Here is a 14607-nt window from a genome sequence, read left to right as displayed (position 1 = left end):
GATGCGCGTTCCCTCTCTCGACCCGGATCGGTCTGCCTTCATCGAGGCCCGTTTGGGCTCCGCTCCGCTGAAGACCATGCCGGTGCCCGCTTGGCCGCGCCCTGAGAAGGAGTTGCCGGTCGTCCAGCTCGAAGTCACCTGGTTGCGCTTCTCGGTCATCAACCACCGCACGAGAGCCGAGCAGCTGCAGAAGATGCGCGAGGCCGACCGCAGCGACCTGTTCAGCCGAGACCCGCTGGGCGAGGAGGCGCAAGAGGCGCAGTGCAAGATCCTGCAGGGGCAGGAGGGGTTCCAGGACCTCAAGAGCGACCTGAGGAACCGCGGCCAGCAGGAGCCCGCGATCGTCACGGCAGACGGCATCCTGATCAACGGCAACCGCCGCTCAGCGGCCATGCGTTCTTTGTACGTCGCGGATGACGTGCGGGATGCCCGCTATGTGAAGTGCCTGGTCCTTCCCAAGGACGCTACCTCTGAGGAACTGGTCGACCTTGAGACGGAGTTGCAGGTTGCCAAGGACTTCAAGCAGGTCTACACCTGGATCAACGAAGCTCTACTGATCGAGGAGCTTTACGGTCGGGAGAACAAGCAGATCAGCAAGGTTGCTGAACGCGTCCATCGCGAGCAGGCCGAGGTGCGCTCGTTCCTGGAGAAGATCCAGTACGTCCACCAGATCGTGGCCTTGTCGAGCGGGGCTCGCGCGTACGTGGATTTCGTCGACAACGAGTCGGCGTTCGCCGAGCTCGCCAAACACATCAAGAACAAGGCGGAGGCAGAGGCGAAGGCTGTCAAGGACGTCTACTTCCTGGGCACCCTCGTCGGCGTCGAGTACCGCAACCTGCGGCACTTGCGCAGGGCGGACGCTGCCCGGATCGTCCTCAGCGAGATCAAGGACGACGCTTCGCTGCACCCCGTGCTCGAGAAGGCGGTTTCGGCAGCGAACGCCGAAGTCGAGGAGGATCCATTCGGAGAGCTCTTCGGAGGCGAGTCGGAGGAGCAGGAGCCGCTACAGGATCTGCTGCAGCTAGTGGCTTCCACTAAGCCGGAAGAAGTGATCGAGCTCGACGACGGGCGCGAGGCGGTCATGAGGGACGTCTTCAGCAGCCTACGAGGATCGATCACCGCCGCTGCGAAGGAAGCAGCCGAAGACACTCACGACAGCGAGGAGCTTGAAGCACCCCTCAAGCGTGCCGATCGGGCGGCCGCCGAGCTCCGGCGCATGATCGAGGCGTTGCCGAAGGCCCGTCGCTACTCCAAGTGGGAGGAAGAGGCGTTCGGGGCGAGACTCGAGGAGATCGAAGGCCTACTGCAGAAGGCCAAAGGCCTGTCGTGATTCACGTTGAACTGTACCGGGCGCCGAGACCTCGCATCGTCCTGGAGAAGAAGGACGGTGCGAACCTCGGGGCCTGGGCGGAGATGGAAGGACTGCTCTCCCGCGGCATCACCGGCGGGGGGAGCGACCGCATCGAGGTGCGTGTTGAGGTGTTCCTAGCGGAAACCATCGCCGTCGGACGGGCCTGCAAGCTCTACAAGCAGCGCCTGGAACTAGGGCCTGCATTGCAGGCACAGCTTGAAACACTCATGGAGGACCAGAGGCAGCGTCAGGCAGCCCTGGATGCTCCAACCTTTTCCGAGTCGTTGCCGGACCTCGAGCAGCAACTGCGCGGCGCGGGGTTCACTCGAGTCCTGAAACCGTTCCAGTTGGACAACCTCGCCCGGATCGTGCGCCTGCCTCATGCCGCAGATTTCTCCGTGCCCGGAGCGGGGAAGACGACCGTGGCGCTGGCCAACCATGCGGTGCAGAGGGCGCAGGGGCGGGTGGCGCAAATGCTCGTCATCGCCCCGCTCGCAGCTTTTGCAGCTTGGAAGGAGGAATCGCGAGCCTGCTTCGAGTCGCCGCCGAGGCTTGCTGTCCACCGGGGTGCAGATTCGCTGATCCCGCATAACACCGAAATTCTCCTGACGAATTACAATCGGGTTGCCAACGATTACGAGCGCATCCGTGATTTCGTGGCACGTCGCCCCACTCACGTCGTTCTGGACGAGGCCCACCGGATCAAACGGGGGACCGGCGGCGTGTACGGCCGTGCAGTCCTCGACCTCGCCTACGCTGCCCGCCGGCGCGACGTTCTCACTGGGACGCCCGCGCCTCAGGGCGCGTACGACCTCGTCGCGCCGATCCGCTTTCTTTACCCAGGGCAGGACCGGAAGATCCTGCCGGCTAGCGCGTATAACGAGCGTAAGGGTCGAGACGAGGATGTAGTGCAGGAAACGGGTGAGGCCATCACCAAGTACTTCGTGCGGACGCCGAAGGCCCGACTTCAGTTGCCTGCCACGAAAATCCTTGCTGAGCCGCAGGAGATGAGGCCCATTCAGAAGGCGATCTACGAGGCGCTCCTCGGTCATTACCGCGGTGCATTCGATCTAGACGTCAAGGACCGTCGCCACTTCGACCGGCTCGGTCGAATTGTGATGTACATGCTGGAGGCCGCGACCAATCCGGGGCTGCTAGTGGCCGGCTCCGATGCAGACGATGAACAGGGCTTTTCTCACCCGCCGCTGAGGTTGAAGGGCAACGAATCCCTCAAGCGCCTACTTGAGCAGTATCAGGCGCACGAAGTGCCTTGGAAATACGATCGAGTCAAGGAGATCGTCGCTGAAGAGGCGGGTGCTGGGCGAAAGGTGCTCATCTGGTCCACCTTCGTTCGCAATCTAAAGCTCCTGGGAACTTATCTCGAGGATTACGAGCCCGCCATAGTCCACGGAGGCGTGCACGCAGCCGACGGAGCGCCCGCAGGAGCGGTGACTCGGGAGGACGAGTTCGACCGCTTCCGCAACGACCCGAACTGTAACGTCCTCCTCGCCAACCCGGCCGCCTGCGGCGAAGGCGTCAGCCTCCACCGCTGGTGCCACCATGCTGTCTACCTGGACCGCACCTTCAACGCCGGCCACTATCTGCAGAGCCAGGACCGTATCCATAGGATCGGTCTCGCCCAAGGCACCCTCACGCGCTTCACGCTCCTCCTGAGCGAGGGCACCATCGACCAGACAGTCGACGGAAGGCTGCGGGAGAAGATCAAGACGATGGCTCGTCTGATGAACGACCCCGGCCTGGTCAAGGTCTCCCTGCCCGAGCCGGACGAACACCTGGGCGGCGCGGCCGTGGCGAACGACGATATGCAGGCCGTCGTCGGGCATCTCGCCCGTACGCGATGAGAGACGACGCGGTGGACTTGTTGCCCCGCCACGGCGTTGCTTATGCGACGTGCTTGCTCGCCTACACCGCCGAGCTGTCACGCCGGGAAGATGTCGACTCCTGGGTGCAGGCGGCCCTATGCCATGGCACTTACCTGGCCGCGGCAACCGACCTCCACGCACGTGCACGTACGCTCGTCGAAGCAGGGCTTGCCACGGTGGACAGGGAGAACGGCGTAGGCCTTGCAGGTCCCCTATCGGCCACAGTGACGGCGAGCAGCCTCCGTCGTGCCATGCGGCACGTGGCGGTTGTCCTCCTGTCCGCACGCCCCCCAGACTGGTTGGGCGTTGCCGTCGATGCGCGCCGCGTTGAGCGTACCTATATCCCTCACCAGGATCTCCAGGCTCTGGATTGGCTGGAGGACGACCTTGACGATGTCCTCATGGAGGCTCGTGCTCTGCTCGGGAACAATGAACGCTTCGGTCTCGCCAAGGCCATCGGAGACGTCGCGGAGGAGATCGTCGTCTCCGCACTGCAAGTCGGAGGCAAGGAACCCGTACACGTCGCTCTGATCAGCGACGCCTACGGATACGACGTGGAAGTGCCAGGCGAGCACCTTCTTGAGGTCAAGGCGGCCGCACCGCGTACCGCCGACGGCTTCTACCTCTCTCGGCATGAGTTTGACGTCAGCGTCCGTAAAAACAAATCGTGGCGAGTCATTCAAGTGATTTTCAAGACGACGGCGTTCATCACCGACCGAATAACGGTCGCAGACGTAAAGAAAATTCGAGAATTGCCGGCCGTCGCCTTGGAGAGGCTCGTGCCCGTTGATACCCAGACGTTTCGGTGGGAGGAAGCGGCGTTCATCACGCCGCCTGCCGATGCTTGGCAGCCCAGTGCTCTGCGCCCCGACCCGGATTTTTCCTGTCCGGGATTTTCCCAGCGGGTAACACTCTGAATCCTTCCTGCGGACAGCGAGCCGGAGTAAGGCGTGTTCGACTGTGTTGGTTCTGAGCCGCTCCGATGAGCGGTTCGAGGCCGTCCGGGTCAACCGCACGACGGCGTCCACACAGGCTGCGTCACCGTTCCGGAGAGTGCGGTGCAAGCGGCTGGGCGGAATGCAGCCGTCCGCTCTCATCAGGCAGGCGGGCTCATGGACCGCACCGCAGCCCTCGGGAGAGGATGCCCACCCTGCGTCGCACGGCTGACAGAGTCTTCCCCGTCAGAAGGTGGCGGCCTTCCTCAAGCGTCGACTCGCTGAACGTGGGCGCGGCGGCCGCCGTCGCCTTCTACGCGGTGGCTACCGGCCGTCCGGAGAGCTGACGCCGGGCGCGCTCTGCGCCTGCGGCGCGCGCGGCGGCGGCTCGGAACCGCCGAGACCGCGCGCCGGGCCCTGGCAGCCCTGCGCCGCCGCGATGCCGAGCGCCACCAGCAGGGTCACCACCACGAACACCACCAACCGCTGACGCAGCAACCGGGGGTTGGCCGGCCGCCGCCCCGCCGAGGTGTTCCGGGCTCCGGGGCGGGTCCCCGGCCTGCCGTTCGTCCCGGCCCCCGGACCCGGCCGCTTCCCGGAACGCGTCGTGCCGCGCGGAGCCTGCGGACGAGAACCGCCGGTGCGCGGGCCCTGCGCGCGCGAGGGCGCCGGACGCCGGCCCTGCTGCGGCCGGGAGGCCGAAGGCCCCTCCGTACGGCGGGTGCGCTGATCGGCGTACGGGTCGGCCATGCGGCCGGTCGGGCGGTCCACGTTGCGGGCCGAGCGCTGCCGGGGCGACCGGCCCTCGTGCAGGCCCTGCGCCTCGCGCGCCGCGATCTCCTTGAGCCGCATGGACAGTTGGAGCGTGCTGGGCCGCTCCTCGGGATCCTTCGCCAGACACGCGCGCACCAGCGGGGCCAGCGCGTCGTGCACCTCGTGGAGCTGCGGCTCCTCGTGCACCACGCGGTACAGCATCACCTCGGAACTGCCCTGCCCGAACGGGGAGTCGGCCGTCGCCGCGTACGCCAGGGTCGCCCCGAGCGAGAAGACGTCCGTCGCGGGCGTCACCGCCGCGCCCCGCACCTGTTCGGGCGCCAGGAAGCCGGGCGAACCCACCGCCGTGCCGACGTGGGTGAGCGTGCTCGCCCCGGTCGCCCAGGCGATGCCGAAGTCGATGATGCGCGGGCCCTTGGGGGAGAGCAGGATGTTCGACGGCTTCAGGTCGCGGTGGACCACCCCCGCCTCGTGCACCGCCACCAGGCCTTCGGAGAGCGCCGCCCCGATCGAGGCCACCTCGGCGGCCGACAGCGGGCCCTCCTCGGCGACCTTGTCGTGCAGCGAGGGGCCGGGAACGTACTGCGTCGCGAACCAGGGGCGCTCCGCCTCCAGATCGGCGGCGACCAGCCGGGCCGTGCAGCCGCCGCGAATCCGCCGGGCCGCCGACACCTCCCGCGCGAAACGCGAACGGAACTCCTGGTCCTCCGCCAGATCGGGACGGATCACCTTGAGCGCCACCCGCTGGCCGCGCCGGTCCGACCCCAGATAGACGACGCCCATGCCGCCCGCGCCGAGCCGCCGGTGCAGCCGGAACGAGCCGACGAGACGCGGGTCCTCGCGTCGGAGCCGCATCATCGCCATCGTCTGCCCATCCCCGCTGCCTGGTCCGCCTGACGAGGCACAGCTTACGTACCCCGCGCCCGGCGCGCTCAGAGGCCGCGCCTTCGCCGGGGATTCGATTCGCCGGCCCCGGCGGCCGAGGTGAAGGGCGGTCAGGGCGCGGCGTATCCGGCCCCGGTGAGCGGGCGCCGTCCTCAAGACGCCGTCCCGGCACAGCGATTGGGCCGGCCGGGGTGCGCCGGGAGATGCACGCCGAGGCGGCCGCCACGACCGCCCCCGCATACCGGGAGGTGGTGTCCGCAGCACCCCTCGGGACGGTGACGACCGTCAGCCGGACGTGAGTGACGTCACCCGGCGAGCGGTCGTCGGGACGGATCGGGGCGCGCCTCCGGGTACGCCCCTCCGGCCGCCGGGGAGGGCGCGCGGTGGGGGCGGCCCCTCCGGGACGACCCTGGTTCCGAGCGCTCCTTCTCCACCCAGGGGAGTACGCCGGCCCCGGCCGGCTCATCCTCCGGGAGGCCCGCCATTCGGTACGCGGGCATGACGACCCCCTCCGGCCGACTGCCTAATGTGGAGGTCAAGCGGCGGGCGCGCACTCGTCCCCCGAGGTCACACGCCCGCCGCCCCCCATCAGGCCAGGAGAGGACCCCATGTCGGACACGGCGCCGAGAACGTTGGCCGGTATGCGAGGACGTACGGCGCACGCCCCGTCCGGCGCCCGGCACCCGTTGGTGGCCACGGCGATGGTTCTTCCCCTGGCGGCCCTGCTCGTGGTCGTCTTCGGCGGCTGGGAAGCGGTGGCCACCCATGCGTCGTCCGTGGCGGTGGTGCTGGGGCGCTGAACGGCGCCTCGGGGTCCGGAAGAGCGGTCCGGACCCGCACCACCGGCCAACAGCCCCGTGGGGACGGGGGTGCGGCGGACGGCAGCGTTTGTCCGGTCAGCTGGGGAGCTGACCGGGCATCGCGCTGTCCGGGGCCGTACGCGTAGTACGGGGCGGTGCGCCGACGCGTACGGGTGGGGCGCGCCCACCGGGGAGGCGGCCTGCCCGCGCCCAGGTCCGGCGGAGGGCGTGCCCGCCGCTCGCACCGGCCGCCGCGTTACGCTCACGGCGGGACCGGTGCCACGGCCGGGCCGACCGCCGCCGGGGGAGCCGTTGACCACCACCGAGACCTCAGCCGTCCGCGACCTGAGCGCCCTCGCGCACCGCCTCGCCCACCCCGCCCGCGCCCGCTGCGACTGCCCACCGCCCCAGGTCCTCGCGGACCGGCCGGACGGCACCGTGCTCCGCAGCGGGACGACGGTGCTCAAGGCCCACGCCGCCGACACCGACCGGGCCGCCCTGGCCGCCCGGACCTCCCTGGCCGCCGACCCCCGGCTCTCCGGCGTCCTCCTGCCGCCGCTCCCCGCCCCGCGACCGCCCTCCTCTTCGCTCTTCGTCGCACCGGAGGCGGTGGGGGACGGGGAGCGGCCCGTCACGCTCTGGCCGCTCGGGGCGCCCGTCGACCCGGACGACCCCGACGCGGCCCCCTGGGCGGAGGCCGCCGTGCTCCTCGCCCGCCTGCACCGGACACCGCCCCCCGTCCCGCTGCCGCCGATGCGCGGCCCCCTCAAGGCGGCGCGGGCCGTCGCCCGGATGCGCGCGGCGCTTCCCGCCGGCGGTACGGCGCTCCGCCCCGTCCTGGCCGCCTGGCACGCCCTGCCCGCCTGGGCCAGAGGGGAGGGGCCGCCGCCGGCGGCGCGGGCCGGCCGCCTGTGCCACGGGGACCTGCACCTGGGCCAGCTCGTCCGCCACCCCGCGCCGGACGGCCCCTGGTTGCTCATCGACGTCGACGACCTGGGGTGCGGCGACCCGGCGTGGGACCTCGCCCGGCCCGCCGCCTGGTACGCGGCCGGGCTGCTGCCGCCCGAGGACTGGCTCGCCTTCCTGGACGCCTACCGCCGCGCCCGCGGCCCCGCGGTGCCCGCCGAAGGGGACCCCTGGCCCGGACTGGACGTGCCCGCCCGCGCGTTGACGGTGCAGACCGCCGCCCTCGCCCTCGTCAGGTGCGCGCGCGAGGAACGGGAACCGGACGTCTCCGAACGGCTGATGCTGGAATCCTGTGCCCGAATCGCGACGCTCCCGCCCCCGTTGGCGGGGAGCGGCGCGTCGTAGGCTGAACGGACCGCCGCCGGGCGGAGCTTCCGGCGGCGGCACGACGAGGGCGAGGAGCCGAGCCGATGATGCAGTGCCCCAAGTGTCACGCGCAGATGCACACGTACAACCGCAATGGCGTCCAGATCGAGCAGTGCAGCGGCTGCCGGGGGATATTCCTCGACTACGGCGAGCTGGAGTCGCTGACCCGTCTGGAGTCGCAGTGGTCCCAGCCGGCCCCGCCCCCGCCGGCGGCCCCGCAGGCCTACCCGGCCGCCCCCGCCGCCCACGCCCCCGCCTGGGGCGCCCCGCAGCCGGGCGGGCACTACGGCCACCACCGCCAGAAGGGCTTCGGTCGGATGCTCTTCTCGTCCTGACCCCCGCCGCGCGGGCCCCGGCAGCCGAGGCGCCGGAGCCCGCGCGGGGGAGCGGGCCGTACGACGAGAGAACCCCCGGTCGTCGAGACGACCGGGGGTTCTGACTGGTGCGCGATACTGGGATTGAACCAGTGACCTCTTCCGTGTCAGGGAAGCGCTCTCCCGCTGAGCTAATCGCGCAGGGTGACCGTGCGTGTACTGCGTGCGCGATACTGGGATTGAACCAGTGACCTCTTCCGTGTCAGGGAAGCGCTCTCCCGCTGAGCTAATCGCGCGGGGTGATCCTTGCGGACCCGTGGACGATACTGGGATTGAACCAGTGACCTCTTCCGTGTCAGGGAAGCGCTCTCCCGCTGAGCTAATCGTCCTTGGAGGTGGAGACGGGATTTGAACCCGTGTAGACGGCTTTGCAGGCCGTTGCCTCGCCTCTCGGCCACTCCACCAGGGGCGGGGGCTCGGGAAGACCCCCCACCTTGTACGAGCGGACGACCAGGTTCGAACTGGCGACCTCAACCTTGGCAAGGTTGCGCTCTACCAACTGAGCTACGTCCGCTTGTCCCTTCCGGTCCGCTTGCGCGTCCCGGCGACGTGTTGAACTCTAGCGGATTCCTGGGCCAGCACAAAAACGCGTTTGCGCAGCGTGCTGCGGTCCCCTCGGCCCGGCGCGGGTCGCCGCGCGCCGTCCTACACTCGCCGACGTGTCCCATCTCGCCCCCCTCGCCCGTTTCGGCGACCTCGTCGCCTCCGGTCTGCAGGACGTCACCCACGACCCGGCGGCCCTCGACTCGTCCGGTTTCTGGGCCGTATGCGCCGATTTCGAAGGCCGCTTCGTCGGCGCCCGCTTCTCCACCGTCCGCAGGCGACCGGTCCCCCCTCCCGTGCCCGGAGCCTGGCGCGGGCCCGCCGCCGGGGACTGGACCTCCTCGCTGGACCGTGACGCCTACACGGCGGGCGTACGGCGCATCCGTGAACACATCGCGGCGGGCGAGGTCTACCAGGCCAACCTCTGCCGCGTGCTCTCCGCGCCGCTGCCGGGCGGCGGGGCCGGGGCCGACGTCGACGCCCTGACCGCCCTGCTGGCGCGCGGCAACCCCGCGCCGTACGCGGGAACGATCCGGCTCCCCGCCCACGGCGTCGAGGTCGCCACCGCCTCCCCCGAGCTGTTCCTGCGGCGCGAGGGGCGGGTCGTCGAGTCCGGGCCGATCAAGGGCACCGGGCGGACCGAGGCGGACCTGCTGGATAAGGACCACGCGGAGAACGTCATGATCGTGGACCTGGTCCGCAACGACCTGGGCCGCGTCTGCGCCACCGGCAGCGTGAGCGTGCCCGACCTGTGCGCGGTGGAGAAGCACCCCGGCCTCGTCCACCTCGTCTCCTCCGTGCGGGGCACGCTGGCCGAGGGCGCCGGCTGGCCGGAGCTGCTGGCGGCGGCGTTCCCGCCCGGCTCGGTCACCGGGGCCCCGAAGTCCAGCGCCCTGCGGATCATCGAGGAGCTGGAGCGGGGCCCGCGCGGGCCCTACTGCGGCGCGGTCGGCTGGGTCGACGCCGACCGGGGCGCCGCGTCGCTCGCCGTCGGCATACGGACGTTCTGGATCGACCGGACGGGGGCCGTGCCGCTGCTGCGGTTCGGCACCGGCGCGGGGATCACCTGGGGCTCCGACCCGGAACGGGAGTGGGACGAGACCGAACTGAAGGCGTCCCGGCTGCTCGCTGTAGCCTCCGGTGCGTTCGAGTCGACGGGAAGGACCGCGCTATGAGGATCTGGGTCAACGGCGGGCTGCGGGACGCCGACGACGCCCGGCTGTCGGTGCTCGACCACGGGCTGACCGTGGGCGACGGCGTCTTCGAGACGGTCCGCACCAGCCAGGGCCGGCCGTTCGCCCTGACCCGCCACCTGGACCGCCTCACCCGGTCCGCACGCGGCCTCGGGCTGCCCGACCCCGACCTCGACGAGGTCCGCCGGGCCGTCGCCGCCGTCGTCGCGGCCAACCCCGTACCGCTGGGGCGGCTGCGGATCACCTGCACCGGCGGGCTCTCCCCGCTCGGCTCGGACCGGGGGACCGCCGGCCCCAGCCTCGTCGTCGCCCTCGACGGGGTCCAGCGCCGCCCGGACGCCACCGCGGTGATCACCGTCCCCTGGACCCGCAACGAACGCGGCGCGCTGGTCGGCCTGAAGACCACCTCGTACGCCGAGAACGTCGTCGCCCTCGCCCGTGCCCGCGAGCGGGGCGCGTCCGAGGCGCTGTTCCCGAACACCGCCGGCCGCCTCTGCGAGGGCACCGGCTCCAACGTGTTCGTCGTCCTGGACGGCCGCGTCCACACCCCGCCGGTCGCCTCCGGATGCCTCGCCGGGATCACCCGCGCCCTGGCGCTCGAGTGGACCGGGGCGGAGGAGAGCGACCTGCCGATGGAGGTGCTCGCCGAGGCCGACGAGGTCTTTCTGACCTCGACGCTCCGCGACGTCCAGGCGGTGCGGCGGATCGACGACCGGGAGCTGGCCGCGGAGCCCGGCCCGGTGACGGCCAAGGCCATGCGGATCTTCGACGAGCGGGCCGGGAGCGACCTGGACCCGTGACGGGCCCCGCTCGCGCACCGCGCCTCCGGCCGCAACGCGCGTGACCGGGCCCGGCGTTGGGGGTATATCTGGGTGATGACCACGACACTCCGGCCGTCCGGGCCGCTTCAGCAAGGCGCCGGGGGCGCGCGGGCGCGCCGCTACGAGGTGTGCGACAACGGGCGGCCCGTCGGCGCGGTCGAGATCGGCACCGACGACGCGTTCGGCCCCGGCGCGGGGGTGCTGCGCTCCCTGGCCATCGACGAGCGGCACCGAGGGCGCGGCCGGGGCGCCATCGGCGCGCTCGCCGCCGAGGAGGTGCTGCGGGGGTGGGGGTGCACCCAGGTGCGGGCGGAGATCCCCGCCGGCGACGGCCCGGCCCGGCGGCTGGCGGCCGCGCTCGGCTACACCGAGCGCAGCCGCAACATGGTCAAGCGGATCGGCCCGGACACCGCCCCGCTGCCCGCGGGCCTGGCCGCGCGCGCGATGAGCGAGGAGGAGTTCACCCGGTGGCGGCGCGGCGCGGAGCGGTCGTACGCGCAGAGCTGGATCGACCGCGGGGTGCCGCCCGAGCAGGCCCGGCTCAAGTCCGAGGCCGACCACGCCGCCCTCCTCCCGGACGGCCTGGCGACCGAGGGGACGTGCTTCCGGATCCTGGAGCACGAGGGCCTGGCCGTCGGCCGGGTGTGGACCGCGCTGCGGGAGCTGCCGCCGGGCGGAGGGGCCGGTTACGTCTACGACGTCGAGGTGCGCGCCGAGCACCGGGGCCGGGGCCACGGCCGGACGCTGATGCTCCTGGCCGAGGAGGTCGCCCGCGCCTGGGGCGTGGACCGGCTCGGCCTGCACGTCTTCGCCGCCAACACGCCCGCCCTGCGGCTGTACGAGTCCCTGGGCTACGTCACGACGGGGCACCACCTGGCGAAGGCGCTGTAGCGGGCCCCGCCGGGGCCGTCAGTCCCGCGCGGCCAGGGCCCGGTCGAGGAGTTGCTCGATCCGCTCGCGCAGCCCGTCCTGGCTCGTGCCGCCGTCCAGCCGCTCGTCACCGACCACGTACGTCGGGGTGCCGCTCACTCCGAGCGCCTTGCCCTCCGCCTGGTCGGCGTCGACGATCAGCAGATGCCGTCCGTCGATCAGGGCGGTGTCGAACTCCTCGGCGTCCAGGCCCAGTTCCCGCGCCACGTCGAGCAGCAGAGGCTCCCCGACCCGGCCGAGGTCGGCGGTCCTGGCCAGCAGCGCCTCGGCGTACGGCCAGTCCACGCCCTGGGCCGCGGCCTCCTCGGCGGCCTGGGCGGCGGCGTAGGCGTGCTGGTGCTTGTCCAGCGGGAAGTGCCGCAGCCGGATCTCGACGCGGTCGCCGTACCGGGCGCGCAGGGCGCGGACGTCGTCGAGGGCCCGATGGCAGTCGGGGCATTGCAGATCGCACCACAGGTCGAGGACGACCGGCGCCGCGGGGGTGGAATCGCTCATGGGGCCAGTCTTCCAGGCCGCGCGGGAGCGGCCCAATCGGGACCTGGGGAGGAGACGCGCCCTGAGATCTCCCTGACGTGGGCTCCCGCCATGGCTCCGGGGGCGGTCGCCGGTGCAGGATGGAAGGGACCTGTCCCCCCCGCTCCTGGAGGCTCCGATGCTCGCCGAGACCATCTGCTCCGCGGTGTCGGCCGCCGGGCTGGGCATCGCCGCGGTGACCGCGTACCGCAGGCGGTTCCTGACCGCCGCGCGGATCGCCGCCTACTCCCTCGTCCCGGTCGGGCTCGTGCTGACCGGGGTCGTCGAGTGGGCCGCGGGGATCGCCTTCAGGCCGAGCGTCTGGATCGGCTTCGGCGTGCTCGGCCTCGCCTGGCTGCTTTTCGTGACCACGCGCGCCGTCGAGCGCCGCTCCACCGCCACCCGCGCCGAGCGCCGGGCCGCGCGGGCCGCCGGGCGGCGGGAGGCGGTCGCCCCGGCCGCCTCGGCGCCCTCGCTCGGCGCCGCGAGCCCGTCCGGTCGCGCCGCGGCCGAGCCGGGGGCGGGGGCGGGGAGGAAGCCGGCGGCCGGCGACGACTTCAGCGACATCGAGGCCATCCTCAAGAAGCACGGCATCTGACCGCCCCGTCGGACCGGGTCCGCACGGCCGTCGACCCCCGCGCCATGCGAACATCCGGACCCGCTTCGCACGCGGGGGCGACGGTCCATGGCCACGGGACGGTGAAGTCCGGGGCGATCCTTGACGAAGATCGCCAAGCCGGTCGCGAGTGGGCCATGATCGCCCCGAGATGGTGGACACTTCACGGGGCGACGCCCCCGCACCCCCGGCCGAAGAGCCTCGCGGCTGCCTCTTCGCGCTGTCCCAGCCGCCCTTGATGATCTTCCTGACGGTGATCGGGAGCCTGCTGCTCATGGCCGCCCTGCACGATCTCTTCCTGCTGTGAGCGCGTACGGCCGTCCCGGCGGGCTCTCAGCCCCCGGCCTCCTTGCGCCGCGCCCGGTACGCCGCGACGTGGAGTCGGTTGCCGCAGGTGCGGCTGGAGCAGTAGCGGCGGGAGCGGTTGCGCGAGAGGTCGACGAAGGCGTGTCCGCAGTCCGGCGCCTCGCAGCGGCGCAGCCGCTCCTGCTCGCCCGCGACGATGATGAAGGCGAGCGCCATCCCGCAGTCGGCCGCGAGGTGGTCGGCGAGCGAGGCGTCCGGGGCGAAGTAGTGCACGTGCCAGTCGTAGCCGTCGTGATCGGTGAGCTGGGGCGTGGTCCCGGCCGCCGCGACGAGCCGGTTGACCAGGTCGGCCGCGGTGCGGGCGTCGGGGGCGGCGAAGACTTCGGCGAAGCGGCTCCGTACGGCCCGCACGGCGTGCAGGTCCTTCGCGCGGAGCTCGCCCACGCCGCTGATGTGGCGCCGCTGGGCGAAGGCGTGGAGGGCCGCGACGTCGGGGAGCCCCTCCGCGGGTCCGTCCGCACCGCTCTCCGGCGGCTCCGGTGCGGTGTTCACCAGATCGACCACCGTGTCGAGGGCGATCCGGGTGTCGTGAGGGATCAGCACGCTTCGCTCCCAGGCCTTCGGCGGGCGGGCGCCCGCAGATGGCGGCTGACTCTACTGGCCCGCGCGGGCGGCGCGCGGGAGCGGTGCCGGGGACGGGGGAGGAGCGGCCGCCTCCGGGCCCCGCGGCGCGGCCGCACGCACCGGCGCCGTCACCGCGGTGGATTCCGCGGTGACGGCGCCGGTGTCCGCCGTATGTGGTTGTCCGCGCGACGCCGTCTCCCCGAGTCGGACGGCGTCGAGCAGCTCTCGGCCTGGCTCAGCTCTCGGCCAGGATGTGGGAGAGCTCCGTGTCGAGATCGAAGTGCCGATGCTCGGTGCCGGGCGGAACCGCGGCGTCGGTCCTTTTCAGGAACGACTCCAGGGCTCGTGCCGGGGCTTCGAGCAGCGCTTCTCCCTCCGGGGAGCTCAGTGCGATGCAGACGACGCCTTGACCGTGGCTACGGGATGGCCAGACGCGGACGTCTCCGGTGCCGGTGGGCCGGTGCAGCCCCTCGGCGAGGAGGTCGCGGGCGAATACCCATTCGACCGTCTCCTCCGCTCCGGTGTGGAAGGTGGCGTGCACGGCATAGGGATCGGCCGTGTCATACCGCAGGCCCGCGGGTACAGGCAGTGAGGACTCGCTCGACACAACGAGGCGCAGGTGCAGCTCGCAGCTGACCGTGGTGTTCATAAGCGCCAGGGCCTTTCGCTCAGTGTGCGCTCGGGGATTCGCACGTCGGCGCAATCGACATGCCACCTACGGTGGCGT

15 protein-coding genes and 5 tRNA genes are annotated in these 14607 nt (G+C 71.6%); 11 read left to right on the top strand and 9 right to left on the bottom strand.

All coding sequences use genetic code 11. The features are described 5' to 3' along the window. Position 1 precedes the first annotated feature (1 nt). Genes ACZ6EJ_RS15885 through ACZ6EJ_RS15875 form a run of 3 tightly spaced genes read left to right on the top strand, consistent with a single transcriptional unit; the run spans position 2 to position 4151 of the window. A complete protein-coding gene (locus ACZ6EJ_RS15885; RefSeq protein ID WP_469267644.1) occupies positions 2–1330 on the top strand; it encodes a ParB N-terminal domain-containing protein in 1329 nt (442 codons plus the stop codon). Continuing rightward, on the top strand, positions 1327–3213 hold the full coding sequence (locus tag ACZ6EJ_RS15880) for a DEAD/DEAH box helicase (protein WP_469267643.1): 1887 nt from the start codon (positions 1327–1329) through the stop codon (positions 3211–3213). Before ACZ6EJ_RS15885 ends, ACZ6EJ_RS15880 begins: the two co-directional genes overlap by 4 nt. Before the next feature lie 53 nt (positions 3214–3266). Continuing rightward, positions 3267–4151, top strand: a complete 885-nt coding sequence (locus ACZ6EJ_RS15875) for a hypothetical protein (protein WP_469267642.1) — start codon at positions 3267–3269, stop codon at positions 4149–4151. Positions 4152–4493: 342 nt separating this feature from the next. Here ACZ6EJ_RS15875 and ACZ6EJ_RS15870 read toward each other — a convergent pair whose 3' ends face one another. Next, positions 4494–5807, bottom strand: a complete 1314-nt coding sequence (locus tag ACZ6EJ_RS15870) for a serine/threonine-protein kinase (RefSeq protein ID WP_469267640.1) — start codon at positions 5805–5807, stop codon at positions 4494–4496. Between the two features lie 629 nt (positions 5808–6436). Here ACZ6EJ_RS15870 and ACZ6EJ_RS15865 point away from each other — a divergent pair. The 3 genes from ACZ6EJ_RS15865 to ACZ6EJ_RS15855 all read left to right on the top strand — a co-directional run bounded on the left by ACZ6EJ_RS15865 (position 6437) and on the right by ACZ6EJ_RS15855 (position 8295). Next, a complete protein-coding gene (locus tag ACZ6EJ_RS15865; RefSeq protein ID WP_469267638.1) occupies positions 6437–6628 on the top strand; it encodes a hypothetical protein in 192 nt (63 codons plus the stop codon). 312 nt (positions 6629–6940) lie between these two features. Continuing rightward, on the top strand, positions 6941–7939 hold the full coding sequence (locus ACZ6EJ_RS15860; RefSeq protein ID WP_469267636.1) for a phosphotransferase family protein: 999 nt from the start codon (positions 6941–6943) through the stop codon (positions 7937–7939). Between the two features lie 65 nt (positions 7940–8004). Continuing rightward, positions 8005–8295, top strand: a complete 291-nt coding sequence (locus tag ACZ6EJ_RS15855; RefSeq protein ID WP_469267634.1) for a TFIIB-type zinc ribbon-containing protein — start codon at positions 8005–8007, stop codon at positions 8293–8295. 105 nt (positions 8296–8400) lie between these two features. Here the strand turns inward: ACZ6EJ_RS15855 and ACZ6EJ_RS15850 are convergent. The 5 genes from ACZ6EJ_RS15850 to ACZ6EJ_RS15830 form a co-directional block, all read right to left on the bottom strand. Further along, positions 8401–8475: transfer RNA gene (locus ACZ6EJ_RS15850), tRNA-Val, on the bottom strand. A gap of 23 nt (positions 8476–8498) precedes the next feature. Beyond that, positions 8499–8570: transfer RNA gene (locus ACZ6EJ_RS15845), tRNA-Val, on the bottom strand. A 21-nt stretch (positions 8571–8591) separates the two neighbouring features. Next, positions 8592–8663: transfer RNA gene (locus tag ACZ6EJ_RS15840), tRNA-Val, on the bottom strand. Between the two features lies 1 nt (position 8664). After that, a tRNA-Cys gene (locus ACZ6EJ_RS15835) sits at positions 8665–8738 on the bottom strand. Between the two features lie 37 nt (positions 8739–8775). After that, positions 8776–8848: transfer RNA gene (locus tag ACZ6EJ_RS15830), tRNA-Gly, on the bottom strand. A 145-nt stretch (positions 8849–8993) separates the two neighbouring features. Between ACZ6EJ_RS15830 and ACZ6EJ_RS15825 the strand changes: the two genes are divergently transcribed. From ACZ6EJ_RS15825 to ACZ6EJ_RS15815, 3 genes are all read left to right on the top strand, one after another. Further along, positions 8994–10052: a chorismate-binding protein gene (locus tag ACZ6EJ_RS15825; protein WP_469267632.1), complete on the top strand. Its 1059-nt coding sequence runs from the start codon at positions 8994–8996 to the stop codon at positions 10050–10052. Next, complete coding sequence (locus ACZ6EJ_RS15820) at positions 10049–10870, top strand: aminotransferase class IV (protein ID WP_469267631.1); 822 nt, start codon at positions 10049–10051, stop codon at positions 10868–10870. The genes ACZ6EJ_RS15825 and ACZ6EJ_RS15820 overlap by 4 nt, the downstream gene beginning before the upstream one ends. 75 nt (positions 10871–10945) lie before the next feature. Further along, positions 10946–11782, top strand: coding sequence for a GNAT family N-acetyltransferase (locus ACZ6EJ_RS15815; RefSeq protein ID WP_469267630.1), 837 nt, complete (start codon positions 10946–10948; stop codon positions 11780–11782). Positions 11783–11800: 18 nt separating this feature from the next. Here ACZ6EJ_RS15815 and ACZ6EJ_RS15810 read toward each other — a convergent pair whose 3' ends face one another. Beyond that, positions 11801–12316 (bottom strand): DsbA family protein, encoded by a 516-nt coding sequence (locus ACZ6EJ_RS15810; RefSeq protein ID WP_469267629.1) that lies wholly within the window; start codon positions 12314–12316, stop codon positions 11801–11803. 157 nt (positions 12317–12473) lie between these two features. On the opposite strand from ACZ6EJ_RS15810, the gene ACZ6EJ_RS15805 reads away from it, so the two are divergent. Together ACZ6EJ_RS15805 and ACZ6EJ_RS15800 are read left to right on the top strand one after the other, a co-directional pair. Beyond that, positions 12474–12932, top strand: coding sequence for a hypothetical protein (locus ACZ6EJ_RS15805; RefSeq protein ID WP_469267628.1), 459 nt, complete (start codon positions 12474–12476; stop codon positions 12930–12932). 169 nt (positions 12933–13101) lie between these two features. Then, complete coding sequence (locus ACZ6EJ_RS15800; protein WP_469267627.1) at positions 13102–13257, top strand: hypothetical protein; 156 nt, start codon at positions 13102–13104, stop codon at positions 13255–13257. A gap of 26 nt (positions 13258–13283) precedes the next feature. Here ACZ6EJ_RS15800 and ACZ6EJ_RS15795 read toward each other — a convergent pair whose 3' ends face one another. Both ACZ6EJ_RS15795 and ACZ6EJ_RS15790 read right to left on the bottom strand, forming a co-directional pair. After that, a complete protein-coding gene (locus ACZ6EJ_RS15795) occupies positions 13284–13859 on the bottom strand; it encodes a CGNR zinc finger domain-containing protein (protein ID WP_469267626.1) in 576 nt (191 codons plus the stop codon). Positions 13860–14115: 256 nt separating this feature from the next. Next, a complete protein-coding gene (locus ACZ6EJ_RS15790; protein ID WP_003959770.1) occupies positions 14116–14529 on the bottom strand; it encodes an SsgA family sporulation/cell division regulator in 414 nt (137 codons plus the stop codon). Positions 14530–14607: the final 78 nt, after the last annotated feature.

The sequence above is a fragment of the Streptomyces sp. NPDC041970 genome, assembly GCF_055588985.1.
Note: the sequence above shows the minus strand (reverse complement) of the source record. Positions and strands in the feature narration are given on the sequence as shown.